The organism is Pseudomonas sp. NFPP07, from assembly GCF_900115645.1.
In the GTDB taxonomy this organism is placed as follows: domain Bacteria; phylum Pseudomonadota; class Gammaproteobacteria; order Pseudomonadales; family Pseudomonadaceae; genus Aquipseudomonas; species Aquipseudomonas chlororaphis.
The window spans coordinates 1-21756 of the sequence record NZ_FOXG01000015.1 but is presented as its reverse complement, the minus strand read 5'-3'; the positions used below and the strand labels follow the sequence as shown (position 1 = coordinate 21756).

General features: G+C 63.7%; 17 protein-coding genes. 14 read left to right on the top strand and 3 right to left on the bottom strand.

Translation table 11 applies throughout. The annotated features are described in order from the left end of the window. Positions 1–181: 181 nt before the first annotated feature. Both BM019_RS29195 and BM019_RS29190 read right to left on the bottom strand, forming a co-directional pair. Positions 182–718, bottom strand: a complete 537-nt coding sequence (locus BM019_RS29195) for an NUDIX hydrolase (protein WP_007921639.1) — start codon at positions 716–718, stop codon at positions 182–184. Between the two features lie 3 nt (positions 719–721). After that, complete coding sequence (locus tag BM019_RS29190; protein ID WP_009041985.1) at positions 722–1789, bottom strand: DUF2333 family protein; 1068 nt, start codon at positions 1787–1789, stop codon at positions 722–724. Between the two features lie 292 nt (positions 1790–2081). On the opposite strand from BM019_RS29190, the gene BM019_RS29185 reads away from it, so the two are divergent. From BM019_RS29185 to BM019_RS29120, 14 genes are all read left to right on the top strand, one after another. Continuing rightward, a complete protein-coding gene (locus BM019_RS29185) occupies positions 2082–3746 on the top strand; it encodes a response regulator (RefSeq protein WP_092422383.1) in 1665 nt (554 codons plus the stop codon). A gap of 52 nt (positions 3747–3798) precedes the next feature. Beyond that, the gene (locus BM019_RS29180) at positions 3799–5763 is read left to right on the top strand and encodes a methyl-accepting chemotaxis protein (protein WP_092422380.1); all 1965 of its coding nucleotides are present in this window, start codon (positions 3799–3801) and stop codon (positions 5761–5763) included. Positions 5764–5988: 225 nt separating this feature from the next. Further along, positions 5989–7782 carry a protein-disulfide reductase DsbD gene (locus tag BM019_RS29175; protein WP_092422377.1) on the top strand — a complete coding sequence of 598 codons (1794 nt, stop codon included), beginning with the start codon at positions 5989–5991 and terminating at the stop codon, positions 7780–7782. 144 nt (positions 7783–7926) lie between these two features. Next, positions 7927–8382 carry a type II 3-dehydroquinate dehydratase gene (gene aroQ / locus BM019_RS29170; protein ID WP_007921644.1) on the top strand — a complete coding sequence of 152 codons (456 nt, stop codon included), beginning with the start codon at positions 7927–7929 and terminating at the stop codon, positions 8380–8382. Positions 8383–8406: 24 nt separating this feature from the next. Next, on the top strand, positions 8407–8868 hold the full coding sequence (gene accB, locus BM019_RS29165; RefSeq protein WP_009041981.1) for an acetyl-CoA carboxylase biotin carboxyl carrier protein: 462 nt from the start codon (positions 8407–8409) through the stop codon (positions 8866–8868). A 17-nt stretch (positions 8869–8885) separates the two neighbouring features. Continuing rightward, a complete protein-coding gene (gene accC, locus BM019_RS29160; RefSeq protein ID WP_007921646.1) occupies positions 8886–10241 on the top strand; it encodes an acetyl-CoA carboxylase biotin carboxylase subunit in 1356 nt (451 codons plus the stop codon). A 287-nt stretch (positions 10242–10528) separates the two neighbouring features. Further along, positions 10529–11407 carry a 50S ribosomal protein L11 methyltransferase gene (gene prmA, locus BM019_RS29155; RefSeq protein WP_092422374.1) on the top strand — a complete coding sequence of 293 codons (879 nt, stop codon included), beginning with the start codon at positions 10529–10531 and terminating at the stop codon, positions 11405–11407. A gap of 30 nt (positions 11408–11437) precedes the next feature. Continuing rightward, positions 11438–12676, top strand: coding sequence for a DUF3426 domain-containing protein (locus tag BM019_RS29150; RefSeq protein WP_092422371.1), 1239 nt, complete (start codon positions 11438–11440; stop codon positions 12674–12676). Between the two features lie 196 nt (positions 12677–12872). Next, positions 12873–13886 carry a tRNA dihydrouridine synthase DusB gene (gene dusB, locus BM019_RS29145; RefSeq protein WP_007921649.1) on the top strand — a complete coding sequence of 338 codons (1014 nt, stop codon included), beginning with the start codon at positions 12873–12875 and terminating at the stop codon, positions 13884–13886. Continuing rightward, positions 13883–14203 (top strand): DNA-binding transcriptional regulator Fis, encoded by a 321-nt coding sequence (fis, locus tag BM019_RS29140; RefSeq protein WP_007921650.1) that lies wholly within the window; start codon positions 13883–13885, stop codon positions 14201–14203. Before dusB ends, fis begins: the two co-directional genes overlap by 4 nt. An 81-nt stretch (positions 14204–14284) precedes the next feature. After that, complete coding sequence (gene purH / locus BM019_RS29135) at positions 14285–15892, top strand: bifunctional phosphoribosylaminoimidazolecarboxamide formyltransferase/IMP cyclohydrolase (protein ID WP_053259483.1); 1608 nt, start codon at positions 14285–14287, stop codon at positions 15890–15892. A gap of 178 nt (positions 15893–16070) precedes the next feature. Next, positions 16071–17366, top strand: coding sequence for a phosphoribosylamine--glycine ligase (gene purD, locus BM019_RS29130; RefSeq protein WP_085533690.1), 1296 nt, complete (start codon positions 16071–16073; stop codon positions 17364–17366). Positions 17367–17465: 99 nt separating this feature from the next. Continuing rightward, positions 17466–20249 carry a hybrid sensor histidine kinase/response regulator gene (locus tag BM019_RS29125; RefSeq protein ID WP_009041975.1) on the top strand — a complete coding sequence of 928 codons (2784 nt, stop codon included), beginning with the start codon at positions 17466–17468 and terminating at the stop codon, positions 20247–20249. 62 nt (positions 20250–20311) lie between these two features. Further along, complete coding sequence (locus tag BM019_RS29120; RefSeq protein WP_007923493.1) at positions 20312–20905, top strand: MarC family protein; 594 nt, start codon at positions 20312–20314, stop codon at positions 20903–20905. Positions 20906–20994: 89 nt separating this feature from the next. Here the strand turns inward: BM019_RS29120 and BM019_RS29115 are convergent, their stop codons facing one another. Beyond that, positions 20995–21255, bottom strand: a complete 261-nt coding sequence (locus tag BM019_RS29115; RefSeq protein WP_009041974.1) for a hypothetical protein — start codon at positions 21253–21255, stop codon at positions 20995–20997. Positions 21256–21756 lie beyond the last annotated feature (501 nt).

Here is a 21756-nt window from a genome sequence, read left to right as displayed (position 1 = left end):
CTTGCTCGCGAAGAACACAAGGATAACGGGGGCTATCTGAGAGCATGCGTTATCGTTAACGTCCATCGCGAGCAAGCTCGCTCCTACAAAAAGCAGTGCCGGCTCAGCTTGAAAAAGGTCGCGCAGTGTAACGGCAAAAAGCCGACTTGCTAAGAGCCTAACCGCGCCAATTTATACAACTTTAGCGACGCCGCGCCAGATAGCGCTGCAAGGCCGCCAGGGAGTCCGGGCAATAGGGCTTTTCGGTGATTTCCCGCATCACTTCGTCGATCGCAATGAAGCGCGCTTCCAGCACCTCTTCCGGCTGCAGGCGCAGAGGCCCGTCCCAGACCGCCGAAAAGGCCGAACACCAGAGACGATTGTCGGTGTCTTCGAAAAAGAAATGGTCATGGGCGGTCAATTCCACCCCGCTCACGCCCAATTCTTCCTCCAGCTCCCGGGCCGCCGACTCGGCGTAGCTTTCGACGGCCAGCACCATGCCGCCCGCGGCCACGTCCCAGTAACCGGGATAAATGGCCTTGCTCAAGGTGCGCCGATGCACGCACAGCTCGCCGGCGGAATTGAACAGCAGGATATAGGTACCGCGCCCGATCAGGCCGCGCTCGCGCAACTCCGAGCGTGCCAGCGTGCCCAGCAACTGGTCTTCGCCATCGACCCAGGCGACTTGTTCGGCATCGGAGGCCGCGCGATGCGCGGCCTCATTGGAGGTAACCACCATGAATCAACCCTGATTGAGCAATTGACGCAAGTCGATGACAGCCGCGTTGGCCCGGGAAATATAGTTGGCCATGACCAGCGAGTGGTTGGCCAGCACGCCGAAGCCGCTGCCGTTGAGAATCATCGGGCTCCAGATCGGCTCCTGGGACGCTTCCAGTTCACGGATGATCTGGCGCACGCTGACGGTGGCGTTCTTCTTGGCCAGCACGTCGGCGAAGTCGACCTCGATGGCGCGCAGCAGGTGCGACAGGGCCCAGGCCTGGCCGCGCGCTTCATAGAACACGTTGTCGATCTGCATCCAAGGGGTTTCCACCACCTCTTCGTCGACCTGCGGCGACTGGCCCGGCGCCGGAGTTTCGGTTTTCAGCGCGGTGTTGAGCTTGACCCGGCCGACGCTGGCCGACAGGCGCTGGGACAACGAACCCAGGCGGGTCCCGACATCACCCAGCCAGTTGTTCAGGTTGTCGGCACGGGCGTAGAACAGCGCGCTCTTCTGCTCCGGATCGGACAGGCGCGCCTGGTAGCGGCTCAGGGAGTTGATGCCTTCCTGGTACTCGGACTCGCTGGACGGCAGCACCCAGCTCTTGTTGTCGAAGTTGAAGCGCGGCTCGGCCTTGGCCAGGTCGGCGTCCTCGGCGGACTGCGACTGGGAACGGGCGAAGTCCTTGCGCAGGGCGCGGGTCAGGTCGCGGACCTGCACCAGCACGCCGTATTCCCAGCTCGGCATGTTGTCCATCCACAGGCCCGGCGGGAAACGGTCGTTGGAGATATAGCCGCCCGGCTTGTTCAGCAGGGTGCCGGCCACGGTCTTGAGGGTTTCCACCGTGGTGTAGCCCACGACCATCTGCTTGCCTTCCTTCTCGGCGGCAATTTGCGCGCCTTGCTGGACGGGGAACAGCGACGGTTCCTGGCTCCAGTACCAGCCCAGGGCACCGGCCACCAGCAGGTACAAGGCTACCAGGGTGCCCAGGGCGCGGCTGAACAGCAGGCCACCAAAGTAGCTGCGTGTCGCCGACTTGGGTTCGGCAGCACGATCCGGCGCGCTGCCCGCGCGGTTCTTCCAGTCCAGCATGGCTATATCCTTTCAATCACTTGGGTTCATCGGTTCGACCACAACCCTACTCCATCGTGCCTCGAACCGAACGGATTAAAAATCATCCGCCGCGCAAGGCGCCACATGCCGGGTGTACATCGAGCGGCCACTATAAATGAAGCACAGTTCAGAACCTATGCGACCAGTCGGTCGGGAACTGAATAAGGTCGCTTTGCAGATTGTTGACGTACGACACTCGTACAACCCATAAGAGGTGCTAGCATAGAGCCACCAGTCGATCTCAGCATGCACCCTAACTAGTAGTCAGGATATGACCGAGCCAGAAGACCCCAGCCGTGAGCGCCTCAAGCACCACTTTGCCCAGCGGGTCATTCACCAGGCTCGTCAGATCCTCGAGATATGGCAGCGCCTGCAGCGCAGCGAATGGTCGACCGCCGACATGTCCGAACTCAGCGAGGCCAACCTGCGCCTGCTGCGTTTCGCCGAACGTTTCGAACAGCCCGAACATACCCAGCTGGCGCGCAGCATCAGCGACTCGCTGGAAGCGGTGGACGCCAACCGCGGGCGCCTGAGCAGCGGCCTGATCACCGACCTCAACCGCCTGATGCAACGCCTGTCGCGCACCGGCCTGCGCCATGGCGACCAGCTGGAACAGACCTTCCTGCCGCCCCTGCGCAAACCGATCTACGTGATGCTGCAAGACCACGATCGCGGCGAGCGCCTGGCCAAGCAGCTGGAATTCTTCGGCCTCAGCGCCCAGTCCCTGGACAGCATCGCCGCGTTTCGCGCCTCGATGGTCGAGCGCCTGCCGGCGGCGATCGTCATCGACGTCGACTTCTGCGGCAACGGCATGGGCCTGCAACTGGCCGCCGAAGCCCAGGAAGGCCTGGAGCAGAAGCTGCCCCTGCTGTTCTTCAGCCTCCACGAAACCGACACCCCGACCCGCCTGGCCGCCGTGCGCGCCGGCGGCCAGGAGTTCCTCACCGGCACCCTGGAAGCTTCGAGCCTGCTGGAGAAGATCGAGATCCTCACCTGCGTCGCCCAGTACGAACCTTACAAAGTGCTGATCATCGACGACTCCCGCGCCCAGGCCCTGCACACCGAGCGCCTGCTCAACAGCGCCGGGATCATCACCCGGACGCTGATCGAGCCGATCCAGGCGATGGCCGAACTGGCCGACTTCCAGCCGGACCTGATCATTCTCGACATGTACATGCCGGCCTGTACTGGCACCGAGCTGGCCAAGGTGATCCGCCATAACGACCGCTATGTCAGCGTGCCGATCATCTACCTGTCGGCCGAAGACGACCTGGACAAGCAACTGGACGCCATGAGCGAAGGCGGCGACGACTTCCTGACCAAGCCGATCAAGCCGCGCCACCTGATCACCACCGTGCGCAACCGCGCCGCCCGCGCGCGCAACCTCAAGGCGCGCATGGTCCGCGACAGCCTGACCGGGCTGTACAACCACACCCATATCCTGCAACTGCTCGAAGACTGCAGCTTCCGCGCGCGCCGCGAGAACAAGCCGCTGAGCTTCGCCATGCTCGACATCGACCACTTCAAGCGGGTCAACGACAGCCATGGCCACCCCATGGGCGACCGGGTGATCAAGAGCCTGGCGCTGTTTCTCAAGCAACGCCTGCGCAAGACCGACTTCATCGGTCGCTACGGCGGCGAAGAATTCGCCATCGTCATGCCCGACACCGACCTGGAAGCGGCCTGCAAGGTGCTGGATGAAATCCGCCAGCGCTTTGCCGAAATCCATTACCCGGCCCAGCCCCAGGACCTGTGGTGCACCTTCAGCGCCGGAGTGGTCGAACTGCGGGAAGACTCCGACAGCCTGATGATGGCCAGCCAGGCCGACGAAGCGCTCTATCGCGCCAAGGACAGCGGACGCAACCGCGTCCAGGCGGCGCGCCATCAAAGCGCCACTTTTTCACCGGAATCCACCGATTCGGTCATAATCTTGTAATACAAACGCAATAAATTCAGGCGCTTACCATTCAAGTCGTTGGTAGGACGCGATGCGCCTGAAGCTGCTGACCAATCTCAATACCCTGCTATTAGTTGCCGTTTGCCTGGCCCTGGGCGCCACGCTCTGGTGGTCGCAACGCGCCCTCGAGCGCCCCTACCTATTGATGGAGCGCTACCTGGGGCTGTCCCAGCAGTTCCAGAACCAGGTGGCGCGCAACATCGAGGACTACCTGGCCAGCGGCGACGCCCTGCGCCTGAGCAGCGCCAGCCAGGCCATCGAAACCCAGCAGGACCAGCTCGACGAACTGCCCGCGGAACTGGCGCAAAGCCTGCGCCCGAGCCTGTCGGGCCTGGCCGAGTTCAGCAAGACCGACCTGCTGGCCGCCGGCAAACTGGCCGGCGATCCGCAAGCGCTGTTGCTGCAGGCCGAGCGCGAGCTGGGGGCCAGCCTCGAACAACTGAGCCAATACGCGACCGGGGCGGCCAGCAATCCGAGCGCCGCGACCTACCTGCCGTTGCTGCTGACCGCCTCCCAGCACCTGGGCAAGCTGTCCCTGGCTCGCGACAAACTGGTGAGCAGCGGCCGCAGCGAACTGGCCGCCGATGTCGAGCGCGAAGTGAGCAACATGCGCGCCCAGGCCGAGCAGCTGGAAACCCTGCCGTTGCTGGGTGTCGCCGCCAGCAATGCGTCGAATACCGATGACTTCGCGGCCATGATGGGCCTGGAGAACACCGAGAAGGCCGCCGCCGAAGACGCCGGCATTGGCCTCAAGCGCGAACTCAACAGCCTGCTCGGCCGCTACCCCGCCGAGCTGAACCGCACCCGCGAACAGATCCAGAAACGCGCCGACCTCAGCGCCGCCACCCACCTGAAAATCACCGCCGTGCAGCAGGCCATCGCCGAACTGGAACCGGTGGTGCGCGCCCAGCACGGGCAGATCCAGGGCGAAGTGCGGCTGATGCAGGGTTTGATGATCGGCCTGATCCTGCTGATCGCCCTGCTGATCGACACCTTGCAGCGTCGGCTGGCACGGGTCCTGACCAACCTGGCGCCGGCCCTGTCGACCTGGGCCGAAGGCGATTTCAGCCGCGACATCCAGCTGGGCCGGACCAACCGCGAACTGCACGACATCGAAGCATCCCTGAACCGCCTGCGCGCCTACCTGGTGGACCTGGTGGGCACCATCCGGCAGAACGCCGAACAGGTCGCCGGCAGCAGCCGCGCCCTGGCGGAACTGAGCAGTGGCCTGCACGGCGGGGCCGAGCGCCAGGCCGGCGACACCGCGCAGATCCGCGACGCCCTCGGCGAGCTGGAAGCGACCATCCAGCAAGTCGCCGGCGATGCCAGCCAGGCCGCCGATGCCAGCCGCAGCGCCGGAATGGCAGTGGAACAGGGGCAGAAAGTGATCGGCCTGAGCCTGACCGGGTTGCATGCCCTGGTCGGCGAGGTACAGGGCAACGCACAGATGATCGAACAGCTGGCCGAGGAGTCGGCGACCATCGGCGGCGTGCTCACGGTGATCCGCTCCATTGCCGACCAGACCAACCTGCTGGCCCTGAATGCCGCCATCGAAGCCGCGCGGGCCGGAGAAATGGGCCGCGGTTTTGCCGTGGTCGCCGAAGAGGTGCGCTCCCTGGCCCAACGCACGGCGGGTGCCACCGCCGAGATCCAGACCCTGATCGCCGGCCTGCAGGCCGCCGCCCGGCAATCGGTGGAAGGCATGCGCGCCCAGGTCGAACATGCCGAAGCCACCGCCAGCCAGGCCCAGGCCGCCGACGGTGCGCTGGATGAAATCGTCGGGGCGATCCAGACCATTTCCGACACCGCCATCCGCATCGCCGATGTCACGGCCCAGCAAAGCGGCGCCGTCAGCGAAATCCGCGACCACAGCGAGCGCATTCATCAGTTGGGTGGGGATAACCTGCAACGCATCGGCGAAGGCCGCGAACAAGGCGAGAACCTGCTGGCCCTCGGCGGCCAGCTGCACACCGCCGTCCAGGCCTTCCGCGTCTAACCCGGTAGCCCTGTAGCCCTGTAGCCCTGTAGCCCTGTAGCCCTGTAGCCCTGTAGCCGCTGCCGAGCCTGCGAGGCTGCGATCGAGGACGCAGTCCTCGCAAAACCGACCTATGCAGTTTGCCTGAAGGAACGCAATCGCAGACTCGGCAGCGGCTACGGGGCGCATACGCATACCCCGTCGCTCTCCGCTATCATGCGCACACCTTCGATTCGCGAGATTGCCATGCGTCGCCTGCTTTGCCTGATGCTGTTTCTGCTTGCCCTGCCGGCGACCGCCGCCGGGTTGCTGGACAGCCGCCCCAGTTCGACCCTGGGCTCGATCAACAACAGCGCCGACTTCCTGCCGGTGCGCGAAGCGTTCCAACTGAGCCTGCTGCAAAGCACGCCGCAGTCGATCAAGCTGCGCTTCGTCGCCACCGAGGGTTACTACCTCTATCGCCACCGCTTCCAGTTCCGCGCCGAGCCCGCCGACATCCCCCTGGGGACCGCCCAACTGCCCAAGGGCGAACAGAAACACGATGAGTTTTTCGGCGACGTCGAGGTCTACCACGGCATTGTCGATGTCGAACTGCCGCGCAGCGCCACGGACCAACGAGGCTTCACCCTGGCCGTGACCTACCAGGGCTGCGCCGACAAGGGCCTGTGTTATCCACCGGAAACCGAGCGTTTGCAGATCGATGGCGCGGCCTCTTCGGCCAATGCCTCAAGTGCCGGCAGCCCCGCTACCGACAATGGGAAAACCGGCTGGAGCTGGCGCGAACTGGCGCTGTTCTTCCTGGCCGGCATCGGCCTGACCTTCACCCCCTGCGTCCTGCCGATGCTGCCGATCCTGTCCGGCGTGGTCCTCAAGGGCCAGGTCGGCGGCTGGCGCGGCTTCAATCTGTCGCTCGCCTACGTGTTGCCGATGGCCGCCTGTTTCGCCCTGCTCGGCGCCTTGATGGGGCTGTTCGGCGCCCAGCTCAATTTGCAGGCACGCCTGCAATCGGCCTGGGTGCTGGTGCCCTTTGCGTTGTTCTTCGTCGTGTTCGCCCTGGCGATGTTCGATGTCTTCGAACTCAAGCTGCCGCGCTTTATCAGCCAGCGCCTGGAACGCATCGCCGGGCGTACCGAAGGTGGCTCGCTGTGGGGCGCGGCAATTCTCGGGGTGGTGTCCAGCCTGCTGGTATCGCCCTGCGTTTCGGCGCCGCTGGCAGGCGCCCTGCTGTATATCAGCGCCAGCGGCGACGCCCTGGGCGGCGCCCTGAAACTGTTCGCCCTGGGCCTGGGCATGGGCGCGCCGCTGTTGCTGGTGGCCACCGGCGGCGCGGCCTGGCTGCCGAAAAGCGGGCCATGGCTGGTCTACGTGAAAAACGCCATTGGCGTGCTGTTGCTCGGCCTGGCGATCGGCCTGCTGAGCCGGGTCTTGCCGGGCCAGGTCAGCCTGTTGCTGATTGGCGCGCTGGCGGCCGGTGTCGGCCTGTTTCTCGGTGCCCTGGAGTTTGTCTACAAGGCACCGCGCGCGCGCCTGGCGCAGCTGTGCGGGCTGTTCCTACTGTTTTATGCCCTGGCCTGCTGGTACGGCGCGTTCAGCGGCCAGACCGATCCGTTCAGCCCGCTCGCCCGCCCACCGGTCGCGGCCACCAGCAACAGCCCCGAGCAAACCAGCGCCGGCCAGTGGCAGACCGTCACCACCCCCGGTGAGCTGGAGCAGGCCCTGGCCGATGCCCGGAATGCCGGTACCCCGCTGCTCCTCGACTGGTACGCCGACTGGTGCATCAGTTGCAAAGTCATCGAACGCGAGGTGCTCAACGACCGCCAGGTCGTCGAACGCCTGCGGGGCTACCGCCTGGTGCGCTTCGATATCACCGCCAGCAACCGCGAACAGCGCGCCCTGCTGGACCGCTACCAACTGTTCGGCCCGCCGGCGCTGATGTTCTTCGGCAAAGATGGCGTCGAACGTGCCGATGTGCGTGTGGTCGGCGAAATCAGCGCCGCGGACTTCGCTGAACGCATTGCTGCAGCAAATGACCGGATTTAGCCAGTTGGTCACATATTTTAGGTAAACATCGGTCATCGTGCTGCCTATTGCAGAGAACTGGACAGTCACAAAGGCTTTGCGGCATAGTCGCCGGGTTCTGATAACCGCACATTCCAATCACTGCGCAATAACAAGGAACGGCAGATGGCGACCCTACTGGTTCTTCACGGACCCAACCTGAACCTGCTCGGCACCCGTGAACCGGGGGTCTACGGTGCAGTCACCCTGGCTGAGATCAACCAGGACCTGGAACGCCGGGCTCGCGAGGCCGGCCACCATTTGCTCTACCTGCAAAGCAACGCCGAGTACGAATTGATCGACCGCATCCACGCCGCCCGCGATGAAGGCGTGGACTTCATTCTGATCAATCCAGCAGCTTTTACGCATACAAGCGTCGCATTACGTGACGCGCTGCTGGCGGTGAGCATCCCATTCATCGAAGTGCATTTGTCTAACGTGCACAAACGCGAACCTTTCCGCCATCACTCCTACTTCTCCGACGTTGCGGTGGGAGTGATCTGCGGCCTTGGCGCCAGCGGTTACCGACTGGCCCTGGAGGCCGCACTAGAGCAGCTTGAACAACAAGCTAAACGCCCCTGACCGACCCTTGGGAGTTGATGATTCATGGATATCCGTAAAGTTAAGAAACTGATCGAACTGCTGGAAGAGTCCGGCATCGACGAGCTGGAGATCAAGGAAGGCGAAGAGTCCGTACGCATCAGCCGTCACAGCAAGACTCCAGCCCAGCAGTACTACGCACCGGCACCGATGGCTGCTCCGGTTGCCGCGCCTGCCGCTGCCGCTCCGGCCGCCGCTACCGCACCAGCAGCGCCAGCTGCCCCAGCGCTGAACGGCACCGTTGCCCGTTCGCCGATGGTCGGCACCTTCTACCGCAAATCCTCGCCAACCTCGCCAGCCTTCGTTGAAGTCGGCCAGAGCGTGAAGAAAGGCGACACCCTGTGCATCGTCGAAGCCATGAAGATGATGAACCACATCGAAGCTGAAACCAGCGGTGTGATCGAATCCATCCTCGTCGAAGACGGCCAGCCGGTTGAGTACGACCAACCGCTGTTCACCATCGTTTGAACCGCGGAGAGCCAACGATGTCTGCGAAGTTGGAAAAAGTTCTGATCGCCAACCGCGGTGAAATCGCCCTGCGGATTCTGCGTGCCTGCAAAGAGATGGGTATCAAGACCGTCGCCGTTTACTCCAAGGCCGACAAGGAACTGATGCACCTGGGCCTGGCGGACGAATCCGTCTGCATCGGCCCGGCCTCCGCCGCTCACTCCTACCTGCACATTCCGGCGATCATCGCGGCCGCCGAAGTGACCGGCGCCACCGCCATTCACCCAGGCTACGGCTTCCTTGCGGAAAACGCCGACTTCGCCGAGCAGGTCGAGAACTCCGGCTTCGCCTTCATCGGCCCGAAAGCCGAGACCATTCGCCTGATGGGCGACAAGGTATCGGCCAAGCACGCCATGATCGCTGCCGGCGTACCTACGGTTCCCGGTTCCGACGGCCCGCTGCCGGAAGACGAAGAAACCGCGTTGCGCATCGGCCGTGAAGTCGGCTACCCGGTGATCATCAAGGCCGCTGGCGGCGGCGGCGGTCGCGGCATGCGCGTGGTGCATAAAGAAGAAGACCTGATCTCCTCGGCCAAGCTGACCCGCTCCGAAGCGGGCGCGGCGTTCGGCAACCCGATGGTCTACCTGGAGAAGTTCCTGACCAACCCACGTCACGTGGAAGTCCAGGTGCTGTCCGACGGCCAGGGCAACGCGATCCACCTGGGCGACCGCGACTGCTCCCTGCAGCGTCGTCACCAGAAGGTGCTTGAAGAAGCGCCGGCTCCGGGCATCGACGAAACTGCGCGCCAGGAAGTCTTCGCTCGCTGCGTCAAGGCGTGCATCGACATCGGCTACCGCGGCGCCGGTACCTTCGAGTTCCTGTACGAGAACGGCCGCTTCTACTTCATCGAGATGAACACTCGCGTGCAGGTAGAGCACCCGGTATCGGAAATGGTCACTGGCGTCGACATCGTCAAGGAGATGCTGAGCATCGCCGCTGGCAACAAACTGTCGATCTCCCAGAAGGACGTGGTCATTCGTGGCCACGCCCTGGAATGCCGGATCAACGCCGAAGACCCGAAAACCTTCATGCCAAGCCCAGGCACGGTCAAGCATTTCCATGCTCCGGGCGGCAATGGCGTACGCGTCGACTCGCACCTGTACAGCGGTTACGCGGTTCCACCGAACTACGACTCGTTGATCGGCAAGCTGATCACTTACGGGGCAACCCGTGAAGAAGCCATGGCGCGCATGCGCAATGCGCTGGACGAAATCGTGGTCGACGGGATCAAGACCAACATTCCGCTGCACCGCGACCTGACCCGTGACGAAGGCTTCTGCAAAGGGGGCGTGAACATTCACTACCTGGAGCACAAGCTGGCCGGTCAACACTGATCGACACCGCACCAGACCGACAAGGCCGCTTTCGAGCGGCCTTGTCGTTTCTGCCCCTCTTGCAGGAGCGAGCCTGCTCGCGATAGGGCCATCAGCGACAGCGCGCATTTTCCTGGTGTCATGCGGCGCCCTTGCAGGCATCGCGAGCAAGCTCGCGCCTACAGAGAGGCGGTGCGGGCAAGTGGAAATGGCGCCTGGCGTGTCGTCTTCTGCGCCTCGCTCGCGTAAACTTGCGCGCTTCTCGCAGCCCGCTAGGCTGCACATTACATATTTCAAAGGTGCCCGCCATGCCTTGGCTGCAAGTCCGTCTCGCCATCAGCCCAGAACAAGCCGAAACCTACGAAGACGCTTTTCTCGAAGTCGGCGCCGTTTCGGTGACTTTCATGGACGCCGAGGATCAACCGATCTTCGAACCGGAACTCAATACCACCCCGCTGTGGAATCACACTCACCTGCTGGCCCTGTTCGAAGACGGCACCGAGGCCGCCAGCGTGCTGGCCCACCTTGAGCTGCTGACCGGCAGCCCGCTGCCCGAACATCACAGCGAAGTGATCGAAGACCAGGACTGGGAACGCAGCTGGATGGACAACTTCCAGCCGATGCGTTTCGGCCAGCGCCTGTGGATCGTCCCGAGCTGGCACGCCGCTCCCGAGCCGGACGCGGTCAACCTGCTGCTCGATCCGGGCCTGGCCTTCGGCACCGGCACGCACCCGACCACCGCCCTGTGCCTGGAATGGCTCGACGGTCAGGACCTGAAAGGCTGCAACGTGCTGGACTTCGGTTGCGGCTCCGGGATCCTGGCGATCGCCGCCCTGCTGCTGGGCGCCAAACAGGCGGTGGGCACCGACATCGACGTGCAGGCCCTGGAAGCCTCCCGCGACAACGCCGGGCGCAACAACATCGCCGAAGCGCTGTTCCCGCTCTATCTGCCGCAAGACCTGCCGCAGGTCCAGGCGGACGTGCTGGTCGCCAACATCCTCGCCGGCCCGCTGGTTGCCCTGGCGCCGCAGTTGTCCAACCTGGTCAAGAGCGGCGGACGCCTGGCGCTGTCGGGCATCCTCGCCGAACAGGGTGAAGAAGTCGCTGCCGCCTACGCCCAGGACTTCGATCTGGACCCGATCGCCAACCTCGATGGCTGGGTACGCATCACCGGCCGTCGGCGCTAGAATGGCCGCCTGTATAAACCGGATCGCCGCATGACCGACAGTTTCGTCACCCAGTGTCCGCATTGCCAAACCAGCTTCCGCGTCAGCCATGCTCAGTTGAGCGTGGCCCGGGGCGTGGTGCGCTGCGGCTCGTGCCTGCAGGTGTTCAACGCTGCACGGCAGTTGCTTGAGCAACGCGCTGGCAAGGACGCTGTCGTCACACCTCCCGCACCGGCCGCCCCTGCTGAACCGCTGACCCCGCCGCCACCGCGCGCCATCAGCCAGAAGCAGTGGAGCGCCACCGAGCTCGACCTGGACAGCCTCGACCTGGACGAGGAACTGGCCAAGCTCGAACAGCGGGAAATCCAGCCGACCAAGGCCTTCGGCCAGGAGCGCAGCTCCAGGGAAGACACTCTCAGCGCCCGCCGCGACCAGCCGGATGCCGAAGAGGAACACTGGCCCGACAGCCTGTTCAGCCAGCCACCAGGCACCAGCGGCGACCCGGACGAAAAACCTGAGCAGCCGCCCGTCGATGCCGGCCGCTCCGGGCGTACCGAACCGTCGCTGTCCTTCAACCTGGACGATCTGGAAGACGAACCCAAGGCGCCCTCCCTACTCCTGGACGACGACCTGGAGCCCATGCCAGCGCACGGTTCCCTGAAGGCCGACGAGCCCGATGAAATCGAGCCGCCAGCCAGCCCGGCGCCACGCAACAAACGTGGGCGCGCCGAGCCCGAGGCGCCGGACGCCGTGCTGCTGGACCTGGAAGACGACCCGATCCAGCTGGACTGGCAAAAGCGCCGCTCGCCCTGGGGCCGCCGCCTGCTCTGGAGCCTGTTGATCCTGCTGGCCGCCGCCGGCCTGGCGGGCCAGTACATCGCCTATCACTTCGACGAACTGGCGCGCCAGGACCAGTACCGCCCCTGGTTCCAGCAGTTTTGCCCGGAACTGGGCTGCACGGTGCCCTCGAAGGTCGATATCGGCCGCATCAAGAGCAGCAATCTGGTGGTGCGCAGCCACCCGGACTTCAGCGGCGCCCTGGTGGTGGATGCGATCATCTACAACCGCGCGCCGTTCTCCCAGCCCTTCCCGCTGCTGGAACTGCGTTTCGCCGACCTCAACGGCCATCTGATCGCCAGTCGTCGCTTCAAGCCCGGCGAATACGTCAAGGGTGAGCTCGAAGGGGTGTCGGAGATGCCGCCGCAGACACCGATCCATATCGCGCTGGACATCCTCGATCCGGGCCCCAAGGCCGTCAACTACAGCCTGAGCTTCCACTCGCCCGAGTAAGGCGCGCCATCCGAGCAAAGACCGCTCTGGATTGACGGCGGTTTTCTGACTGCTGCCCAGCGGACCAAACCGTTGGCAATAACAGAATAACTGTTCAGATTTTATCCAATTCAGCCTTTATCCAGTCATCGAGAGCGGGTATCATGCCAACCCTTTTTCGAACTCTCATGATCCGGCCCCACAACAGGGAAGTCCTATGTCGGCGGTACGCATCGGCCCATATACATTGCACAACGGCTTGATTCTCGCCCCCATGGCGGGCGTCACCGACCAGCCCTTTCGTCAGCTTTGCAAGCGGCTGGGTGCAGGCCTTGTAGTCTCGGAAATGGTCACCAGCGACATGAGTTTGTGGAACAGTCGCAAATCGCGCCTGCGCATGATCCACGAGGGCGATCCCGAGCCGCGCTCGGTACAGATCGCCGGTGGCGATGCACAGATGCTGGCGGATGCCGCCCGCGCCAACGTCGAGTTGGGCGCACAGATTATTGATATCAACATGGGTTGCCCGGCGAAGAAGGTCTGCAACAAGGCCGCCGGCTCCGCGTTACTGAAAGATGAAGATCTGGTGAACGAGATCCTGCAGGCCGTGGTGGCTGCAGTCGATGTGCCGGTCACCCTGAAGATCCGTACCGGCTGGGACCGGGCGAACAAGAACGGCCTGACGGTGGCGAAGATCGCCGAACAGGCAGGCATCACGGCATTGGCGGTCCATGGCCGGACCCGGGCCGACCTGTACACGGGCGTTGCCGAGTACGACACCATCGCTGCGATCAAGCAGGCGGTGTCGATCCCGGTCTTCGCCAACGGCGATATCGACTCGCCCGAGAAAGCCCGCTACGTCCTCGACGCTACCGGTGCCGACGGGCTGTTGATTGGCCGGGCCGCTCAGGGGCGGCCATGGATTTTTCGTGAGATCGAACATTTTCTGCGTACCGGTCAAACCCTGCCGGCACCTGAGCTGTTCGAGGTGGAACGTATTCTGCTTGAGCATCTGGCCGCGCTGCATGCCTTCTATGGCGATGTCATGGGCGTACGCATTGCTCGCAAGCATGTGGGCTGGTATCTCGCAACTCTGCCGGGTGCCAGGGAGTTTCGCGCCCACTTCAATCGTTTGGAAGATACGGAAGCACAGTGCGCCAACGTTCGTGAGTTCTTTGCCGAGCGTTACAAGAGCCTGGTGACAGGGGACGGAGAAGGGGTGGCCGCATGACGATGATGACCGAGACTTTAGTGAGTGGAACAGCACCCGTGAGCGACAACGTGAATTTGAAACAGCACCTCAATACGCCGAGCGAAGAAGGCCAGACCCTTCGCGGGAGTGTCGAGAAGGCGCTGCACAATTATTTCGCCCACCTTGAGGGCGCGGCCGTCACGGACGTGTACAACCTGGTGCTCTCCGAAGTCGAGGCTCCTTTGCTCGAAAGCGTGATGAACTACGTCAAGGGCAACCAGACCAAGGCCAGCGAGCTGCTCGGTCTGAACCGCGGCACCCTGCGCAAGAAACTCAAGCAGTACGATTTGCTGTAAGCATTCAATCAAACCAGAAAGGCGCCCGCGTAAAACCGGTCGCCTTTTTTGCTGACTCCTTTGCTTTTGATGGAAATTGAGATGACCGACCAGACTACCCGCCTGCCGATCCGCCGCGCCTTGATCAGTGTTTCCGACAAGACCGGGATCCTCGAATTCGCCAAGGAGCTGGAAGCCCTGGGCGTGGAGATCCTCTCCACCGGCGGGACCTTCAAACTGCTGCAGGACAACGGCGTGGCCGCAGTGGAAGTCGCGGATTACACCGGTTTCGCGGAAATGATGGACGGCCGGGTAAAGACCCTGCATCCGAAAATCCACGGCGGTATCCTCGGTCGTCGCGGTATCGACGACGCCATCATGAACGAGCACGGCATCAAGCCGATCGACCTGGTAGCGGTCAACCTCTACCCGTTCGAAGCCACCATCTCCAAGCCGGGCTGCGACCTGCCAACCGCCATCGAGAACATCGACATCGGCGGCCCGACCATGGTCCGCTCGGCGGCCAAGAACCACAAAGACGTGGCCATCGTGGTCAACGCCAGCGACTACGGCCAGGTGCTGGAAAGCCTCAAGGCCGGCGGCCTGACCTACGCCCAGCGTTTCGACCTGATGCTCAAGGCCTTCGAACACACCGCGGCCTATGACGGCATGATCGCCAACTACATGGGCACCGTGAACCAGGCGGCCGAAACCCTGACCACCGAAGGCCGCAGCGAATTCCCGCGCACCTTCAACAGTCAGTTCATCAAGGCCCAGGAAATGCGCTACGGCGAGAACCCGCACCAGAGCGCGGCGTTCTACGTGGAAGCCAAGCCTGCCGAAGTCGGCATCGCCACCGCCACCCAGCTGCAAGGCAAGGAACTGTCGTACAACAACGTGGCCGACACCGACGCCGCGCTGGAATGCGTGAAGAGCTTCGTCAAGCCAGCCTGCGTGATCGTCAAGCACGCCAACCCGTGCGGCGTGGCCGTGAGCCCGGACGCCGAAGGCGGTATCCGCCAGGCCTACGAACTGGCCTACGCCACCGACACCGAATCGGCCTTCGGCGGCATCATCGCCTTCAACCGCGAACTGGACGCCGAGACCGCCAAGGCCATCGTCGAGCGTCAGTTCGTTGAAGTGATCATTGCCCCAAGCGTCAGCGAAGAAGCTCGCGCCGTGGTGGCAGCCAAAGCCAACGTGCGCCTGCTGGCCTGCGGCGAGTGGTCGGCGGACCGCGTTCCGGCCTGGGACTACAAGCGCGTCAACGGTGGCCTGCTGGTGCAGAGCCGCGACATCGGCATGATCGGCGCCGACGACCTGAAAGTGGTGACCAAGCGCGCCCCGACCGAACAGGAAATCCACGACCTGATCTTCGCCTGGAAAGTGGCCAAGTTCGTCAAGTCCAACGCCATCGTCTACGCCAAGAACCGTCAGACCATCGGCGTCGGCGCCGGCCAGATGAGCCGCGTGAACTCCGCCCGTATCGCCGCGATCAAGGCTGAACACGCCGGCCTGCAAGTGCAGGGCGCGGTCATGGCGTCCGATGCATTCTTCCCGTTCCGCGACGGCATCGACAATGCGGCCAAGGTCGGCATCACCGCGGTGATCCAGCCAGGCGGCTCGATGCGCGACAACGAAGTGATCGCCGCCGCCGACGAAGCCGGAATCGCGATGGTATTCACCGGTATGCGCCACTTCCGCCACTAAGTATCAATGGGGCGCCACCCTCCCCTGTAGCCGCTGCCGAAGGCTGCGATAAGACCCGAAGGGTCTTCAGCGATCTGAAATCCTGCAACCGCTTCGCGGTTGATCGCAGCCTGGTGGCAGCGGCTACAACGTCAGGCTTGTGCGCTTCACCGAATTAGCGTCATCCGAGGTTTTTGAAATGAATGTACTGATCATTGGTAGCGGCGGTCGTGAACACGCCCTGGCCTGGAAAGTCGCTCAAGACCCACGGGTCGAGAAAGTCTTCGTTGCCCCGGGCAACGCCGGCACCGCCATCGAAGCCAAGTGCGAGAACGTGGCCATCGACGTATTGGCCCTCGAGCAGCTGGCCGACTTTGCCGAGAAGAACGTGTCCCTGACCATCGTCGGCCCAGAAGTACCGCTGGTGGCTGGCGTGGTCGACCTGTTCCGCTCCCGTGGCCTGGACTGCTTCGGTCCGACCGCTGGCGCGGCCCAGCTGGAAGGCTCGAAAGCCTTCACCAAGGATTTCCTGGCTCGCCACAAGATCCCGACCGCCGACTACCAGAACTTCACCGAGATCGAGCCGGCCCTGGCTTATCTGCGGGAAAAGGGCGCGCCGATCGTGATCAAGGCCGACGGCCTGGCCGCCGGTAAAGGCGTGATCGTCGCCATGACCCTGAGCGAGGCCGAAGACGCCGTGCGCGACATGCTGGCCGGCAATGCCTTCGGCGACGCCGGTTCGCGCGTGGTGATCGAAGAGTTCCTCGACGGCGAGGAAGCCAGCTTCATCGTCATGGTCGACGGCAAGAACGTGCTGCCCATGGCCACCAGCCAGGACCACAAACGCGTCGGCGACGGCGACAGCGGCCCGAATACCGGCGGCATGGGTGCCTACTCCCCTGCCCCGGTGGTCACCGCCGACGTGCACCAGCGCGTGATGGACCAGGTGATCTGGCCGACCGTGCGCGGCATGGCCGACGAAGGCAACGTCTACACCGGTTTCCTGTACGCCGGTCTGATGATCGACAAGGCCGGCAACCCGAAGGTCATCGAGTTCAACTGCCGCTTCGGCGATCCGGAAACCCAACCGGTGATGCTGCGCCTGCAATCGAGCCTGGTGCTGCTGGTCGAGGCCGCCCTGGCCCAGGCGCTGGACAAGGTCGAAGCGCAATGGGATCCACGTCCGAGCCTGGGCATCGTCCTGGCCGCCGGCGGCTATCCTGGTGACTACGCCAAAGGCGCGGTGATCGAAGGCCTGGACGCGGCCGCCAAACTGGAAGGCAAAGTCTTCCACGCCGGTACCGCGCTCAAGGATGGTCAGGTGGTAACCTCCGGCGGTCGCGTGCTCTGCGCCACTGCCCTGGGCGACAGCGTAAGTGCCGCGCAGCAGCAGGCTTACCAACTGGCAGCTAAGATCGATTGGCAAGGCTGCTTCTACCGCAAAGACATCGGTTACCGGGCCATTGCCCGCGAGCGTGGCGAAAGTCAGGAGTAATCCTGTCGTCCTGTCCGGCAGGGGCCCCAGGCCCTTGCCGGACGGCTCCAGCGCCGCGCATAGTTATAATCTGGCATCAACCTACGAAGGGATTTCGCCGTGCGCTGGCTCAGGACTGCCATAAGTTTCACCGTCACTCTGCTGACCCTGCTCTGCTTGATCCCGGCCCAGGCCGCACAAGGCAGTAACTGGGCCGTTTTGCTCGATGAACAGGCCGACCTGCAACTGAGCGATATCCGCTCCCCGCGCTACACCAATCAATTCAGCCCGATCGAACTGGAACGCATCACCGCCGCCGAACCCGGAGGCGCGTTATGGCTGCGTTTCAAACTGCAACCGGGCAAGCACGAACAACTGCTGCGGATCTTCGCGCCCGACCTGTCACGCCTGGACATGTATGTACTGGATGGCGACAACCTGGTCGAGCAACTGACCTCCGGCACCCAGCAGCCCCAGGCCGAACGGCCTTTGCCCAGCAGCGACTTCATGCTGCCGCTGCCGCAGAACCAGAAGACCCTCGACGTCTATCTGCGCCTGGTCTCCGACCATCAGTTGCGCCCTTACATCACCCTGCAACCGGCGGTCATGACCGCGGCCAATCAAGGCCAGAGCGTGCTGTACGGCCTGCTGTTCGGCTGCATGGGCATGCTGATGCTGCACAACCTGGTGCGCTACGCCTACACCCGCTCGCGCAGCAGTCTGTGGCTGGCGTCCTGCGAAGCCCTGGTGATGCTCAGCCTGGCGCTGATGCTCAACCTGTTCGGCCCCTGGCTGCCGGACTGGCACGCGATACAGACCCCTGGCGCCTACCTGGCGCTGTTGCTGACCACCCCTTGCGGGCTGATGTTCGTCTATCGCTTTTTTGCCCCGCTGGGCCCGCACCCGCTGAACAAGCTGCTGCTGGTCGACATGCTGATGGTCGGCCTGTGCAGCCTGTTGCTGCTGTTCGTCGATTCGCTCCCGCTGAACCTCATCACCTACGGCCTGGTGGCCCTGGTCGGCCTGAGCATGCTGTTCATCGCCGGTTATCACTGGCACAAAGGCTACCGCCCGGCGCGCTACTTCGTGGCCGGCATGGGCATCTTCAACATCGGCGCGCTGATCGTGCTGCCGGCGCTGCTGGGGCTGACCATGGTCGCGCCCCAGGGCCTGATCGTCACCCTGCTGGTGATCATGTGCCTGAGCGGGTGGGCGATGAGCATCGCCCTGGGCGAGCGCCAGCGCAGCATCACCGAGAACGAGTTCAGCGTCAGCCGCGACCTCGCCGCCAGCAACGCCGAGGTCAATGCCAAGGCCGAGTTCCTGGCCAAGATCAGCCACGAGATCCGCACACCGATGAACGGCGTGCTGGGCATGACCGAGCTGCTGCTGGGCACGCCACTGTCGGTCAAGCAACGCGACTACGTGCAGACCATCCACAGCGCCGGCAACGAGCTGCTGACCCTGATCAACGAGATCCTCGACATCTCCAAGCTCGAGTCCGGGCAGATCGAGCTGGATGACGTGCAGTTCGACCTCAATGCACTGATCGAGGACTGCCTGAGTATTTTCCGCGCCAAGGCCGAGCAGCAGAACGTCGAGCTGATCAGCTTCATCCAGCCGCAGGTGCCGCGCGTGATCAGCGGCGACCCGACGCGCTTGCGCCAGGCCATGCTCAGCCTGTTGGAAAACGCCCTGAAGAAGACCGACGAAGGCGAGGTCCTGGTGGTGGTCGCGCTGGACGAGCGCACCAGCAAACCGCGCCTGCGCATCGCCGTGCAGGACAGCGGCCAGCCAATGGAAGCCGAAGAGCGCGATGCCCTGCTGCATTCGGAACTGCACAGCAAGAACTTCCTCGCCAGCACCCGCCTGGGCGGCAATCTCGGCCTGGTCATCGCCCGCCAGCTGATCCTGCTGATGCATGGCGAGTTCGGGGTCAAGACCAGCGCCAACCAGGGCAGCACCCTGTGGCTGACCCTGCCGCTGGACCCTGAGCGCCTGGAGCACCCGACGTCCGACCTGGATGGCCCGCTGCAGGGCGCGCGGGTGCTGGTGGTGGACGACAACGACACCTGCCGCAAGGTCCTGGTGCAGCAATGCAGCGCCTGGGGCCTGAACGTCAGCGCCGTGCCTTCGGGCAAGGAAGCCCTGGCCCTGCTGCGCACCAAGGCGCACCTGCGCGACTACTTCGATGTGGTGCTGCTCGACCAGAACATGCCCGGCATGACCGGCATGCAACTGGCAGCCAAGATCAAGGAAGACCCGAGCCTGAACCACGACATCCTGCTGATCATGCTCACCGGCATCAGCAACGCGCCGAGCAAGGTCATCGCGCGCAACGCCGGGGTCAAGCGCATCCTCGCCAAACCCGTGGCCGGCTACACCCTCAAGACCACCCTGGCCGACGAGCTGACCCAGCGCAACAAGGGCCAACTGGTCCCCCATCAGCCCCATTCGCTGAGCGGGGTTCCAGTGCCGGTCAAGGTGCCGAGCGACTTCCGCATCCTGGTGGCCGAGGACAACAGCATCTCCACCAAGGTGATTCGCGGCATGCTCGGCAAGCTCAACCTGCAGCCCGATACCGCGAGCAACGGCGAAGAAGCCCTGCAAGCGATGAAGGCCCAGCGCTACGACCTGGTGCTGATGGACTGCGAAATGCCGATCCTCGACGGTTTCTCCGCCACCCAGCAGCTGCGGGCCTGGGAAGTCGGCAACCAGCGCGTGCGCACGCCGGTGGTGGCGCTGACCGCGCACATCCTCACCGAGCACAAGGAACGCGCGCGGCAGGCCGGCATGGACGGGCACATGGCCAAGCCGGTGGAGCTGTCGCAACTGCGCGAACTGATCGAACACTGGGTGGCGCAGCGCGATCAGCAGAACCGCACCACGGCGCAACCGTCCTGAGCCGACAGTCCGGCAAACGCCTGTTAAACTCCGCTCGCCCTCCCTCGCTGTGAGTTTGCGCCATGCTCCATGTGCTGTTCAGCGTGTACCTGAAGATGCTGGTGCTCTACAGCCCCTTCTTCGTCCTGTCCTGCTTCATCAGCCTGACTCGCGGCTACTCCAGCAAGGAGCGTCGGCGCCTGGCGTGGAACGTCGCCCTGGCGACCCTGGCCTCCAGCGTGCTGCTGTATCTGTTCGGACGGGTGATCTTCAATGTGTTCGGCATCACCGTGGACGCCTTCCGCATCGGCGCCGGTAGCGTGCTGTTCATCTCGGCGCTGGGCATGGCCCAGGGCAAGTCGGCGATCCAGACCGACAACGTGCAGCAGGACGTGACCATAGTGCCCTTGACCATCCCCCTCACCGTCGGCCCCGGCACCATCGGCGCCCTGCTGGTGATGGGCGTCAGCCAGCCGCACTGGGACGACAAACTCACCGCGATCCTCAGCATCGCCCTGGCCAGCTTCACGGTCGGCGTGGTGCTCTACCTGTCCAACCGCATCGAACGCATCCTCGGCGAGCAAGGCTTACAAATCGTCAGCCGACTGATGGGCCTGTTCGTCTGCGCCCTGGCGGCGCAGATCATCTTTACCGGGGTCAAGGGGTATCTGGGGTAGAGGCAGCTGCAAGCTTCAAGCTACAAGCGGCAAGAACAAGCAGGCTCACTGGGGACAGTAAGCCTGTGTTTTTTTCTGGGGTGGACTTTTTATGCCTGCAGTTGCCACTGCAAGGCATCCAGGGCGTCGCAGCCGTCTTGTAGCAACAAGTGCGCGGCGTTGACGAAGTGAATCAGATCCTGATCGCCCACACCTTTGACACTCAGGCAATTGAGGCTGTGCATCAGATCGCGCGAGGCCTTGATGCGCTGCACCGCCCCGCCATGCAGATCGGCTGCGGGCGCGTTGCGGTCGAGGTGGAAAATTGGGGTGGGGGTGAGATTGCTTTGTAGGGGGATGAAGTCGGTCATTGGGAAGCTCCATGGTTAGCATTTCTGCATTCATAGGCTCGCTTTCCGACCGGCTAAGATCGGCCGCCGATGCGTCGGCGACCGGGCAACTATGGCTTCGCAAAAAAACTGCGACAACCCTCAATGTGTTGCCATTCTTTCCCTCTGACGGCCCCCACGCTTCCTGTAGCCGCTGCCGAGCCCGCGAGGCTGCGATAGGACCGAAGGTCCTCCAGCGGTTTCAAGACCCTGCGTCCGCTTCGCGGCCGATCGCAGCCTCGCGGGCTCGGCAGCGGCTACAGGGTTAGCGCCGACCGGTAGGTCGCGCATGGCGCAGCTTTGGCTTTTGATCTACCCGCCTCATCGGGAGGCCGAGTGAAGGTGTTCATCAGGGGGATGGCGCGCAGCGCCCCTCGACGCAGTCGAGGACATCGTATGGAGGTCGAAGCGAAGCCGACCGGAGTCGATGCCCCCTGATGGACGCCGGAGCGAGGGAACCTGAGCGCAGCGAAGGCCGTACGC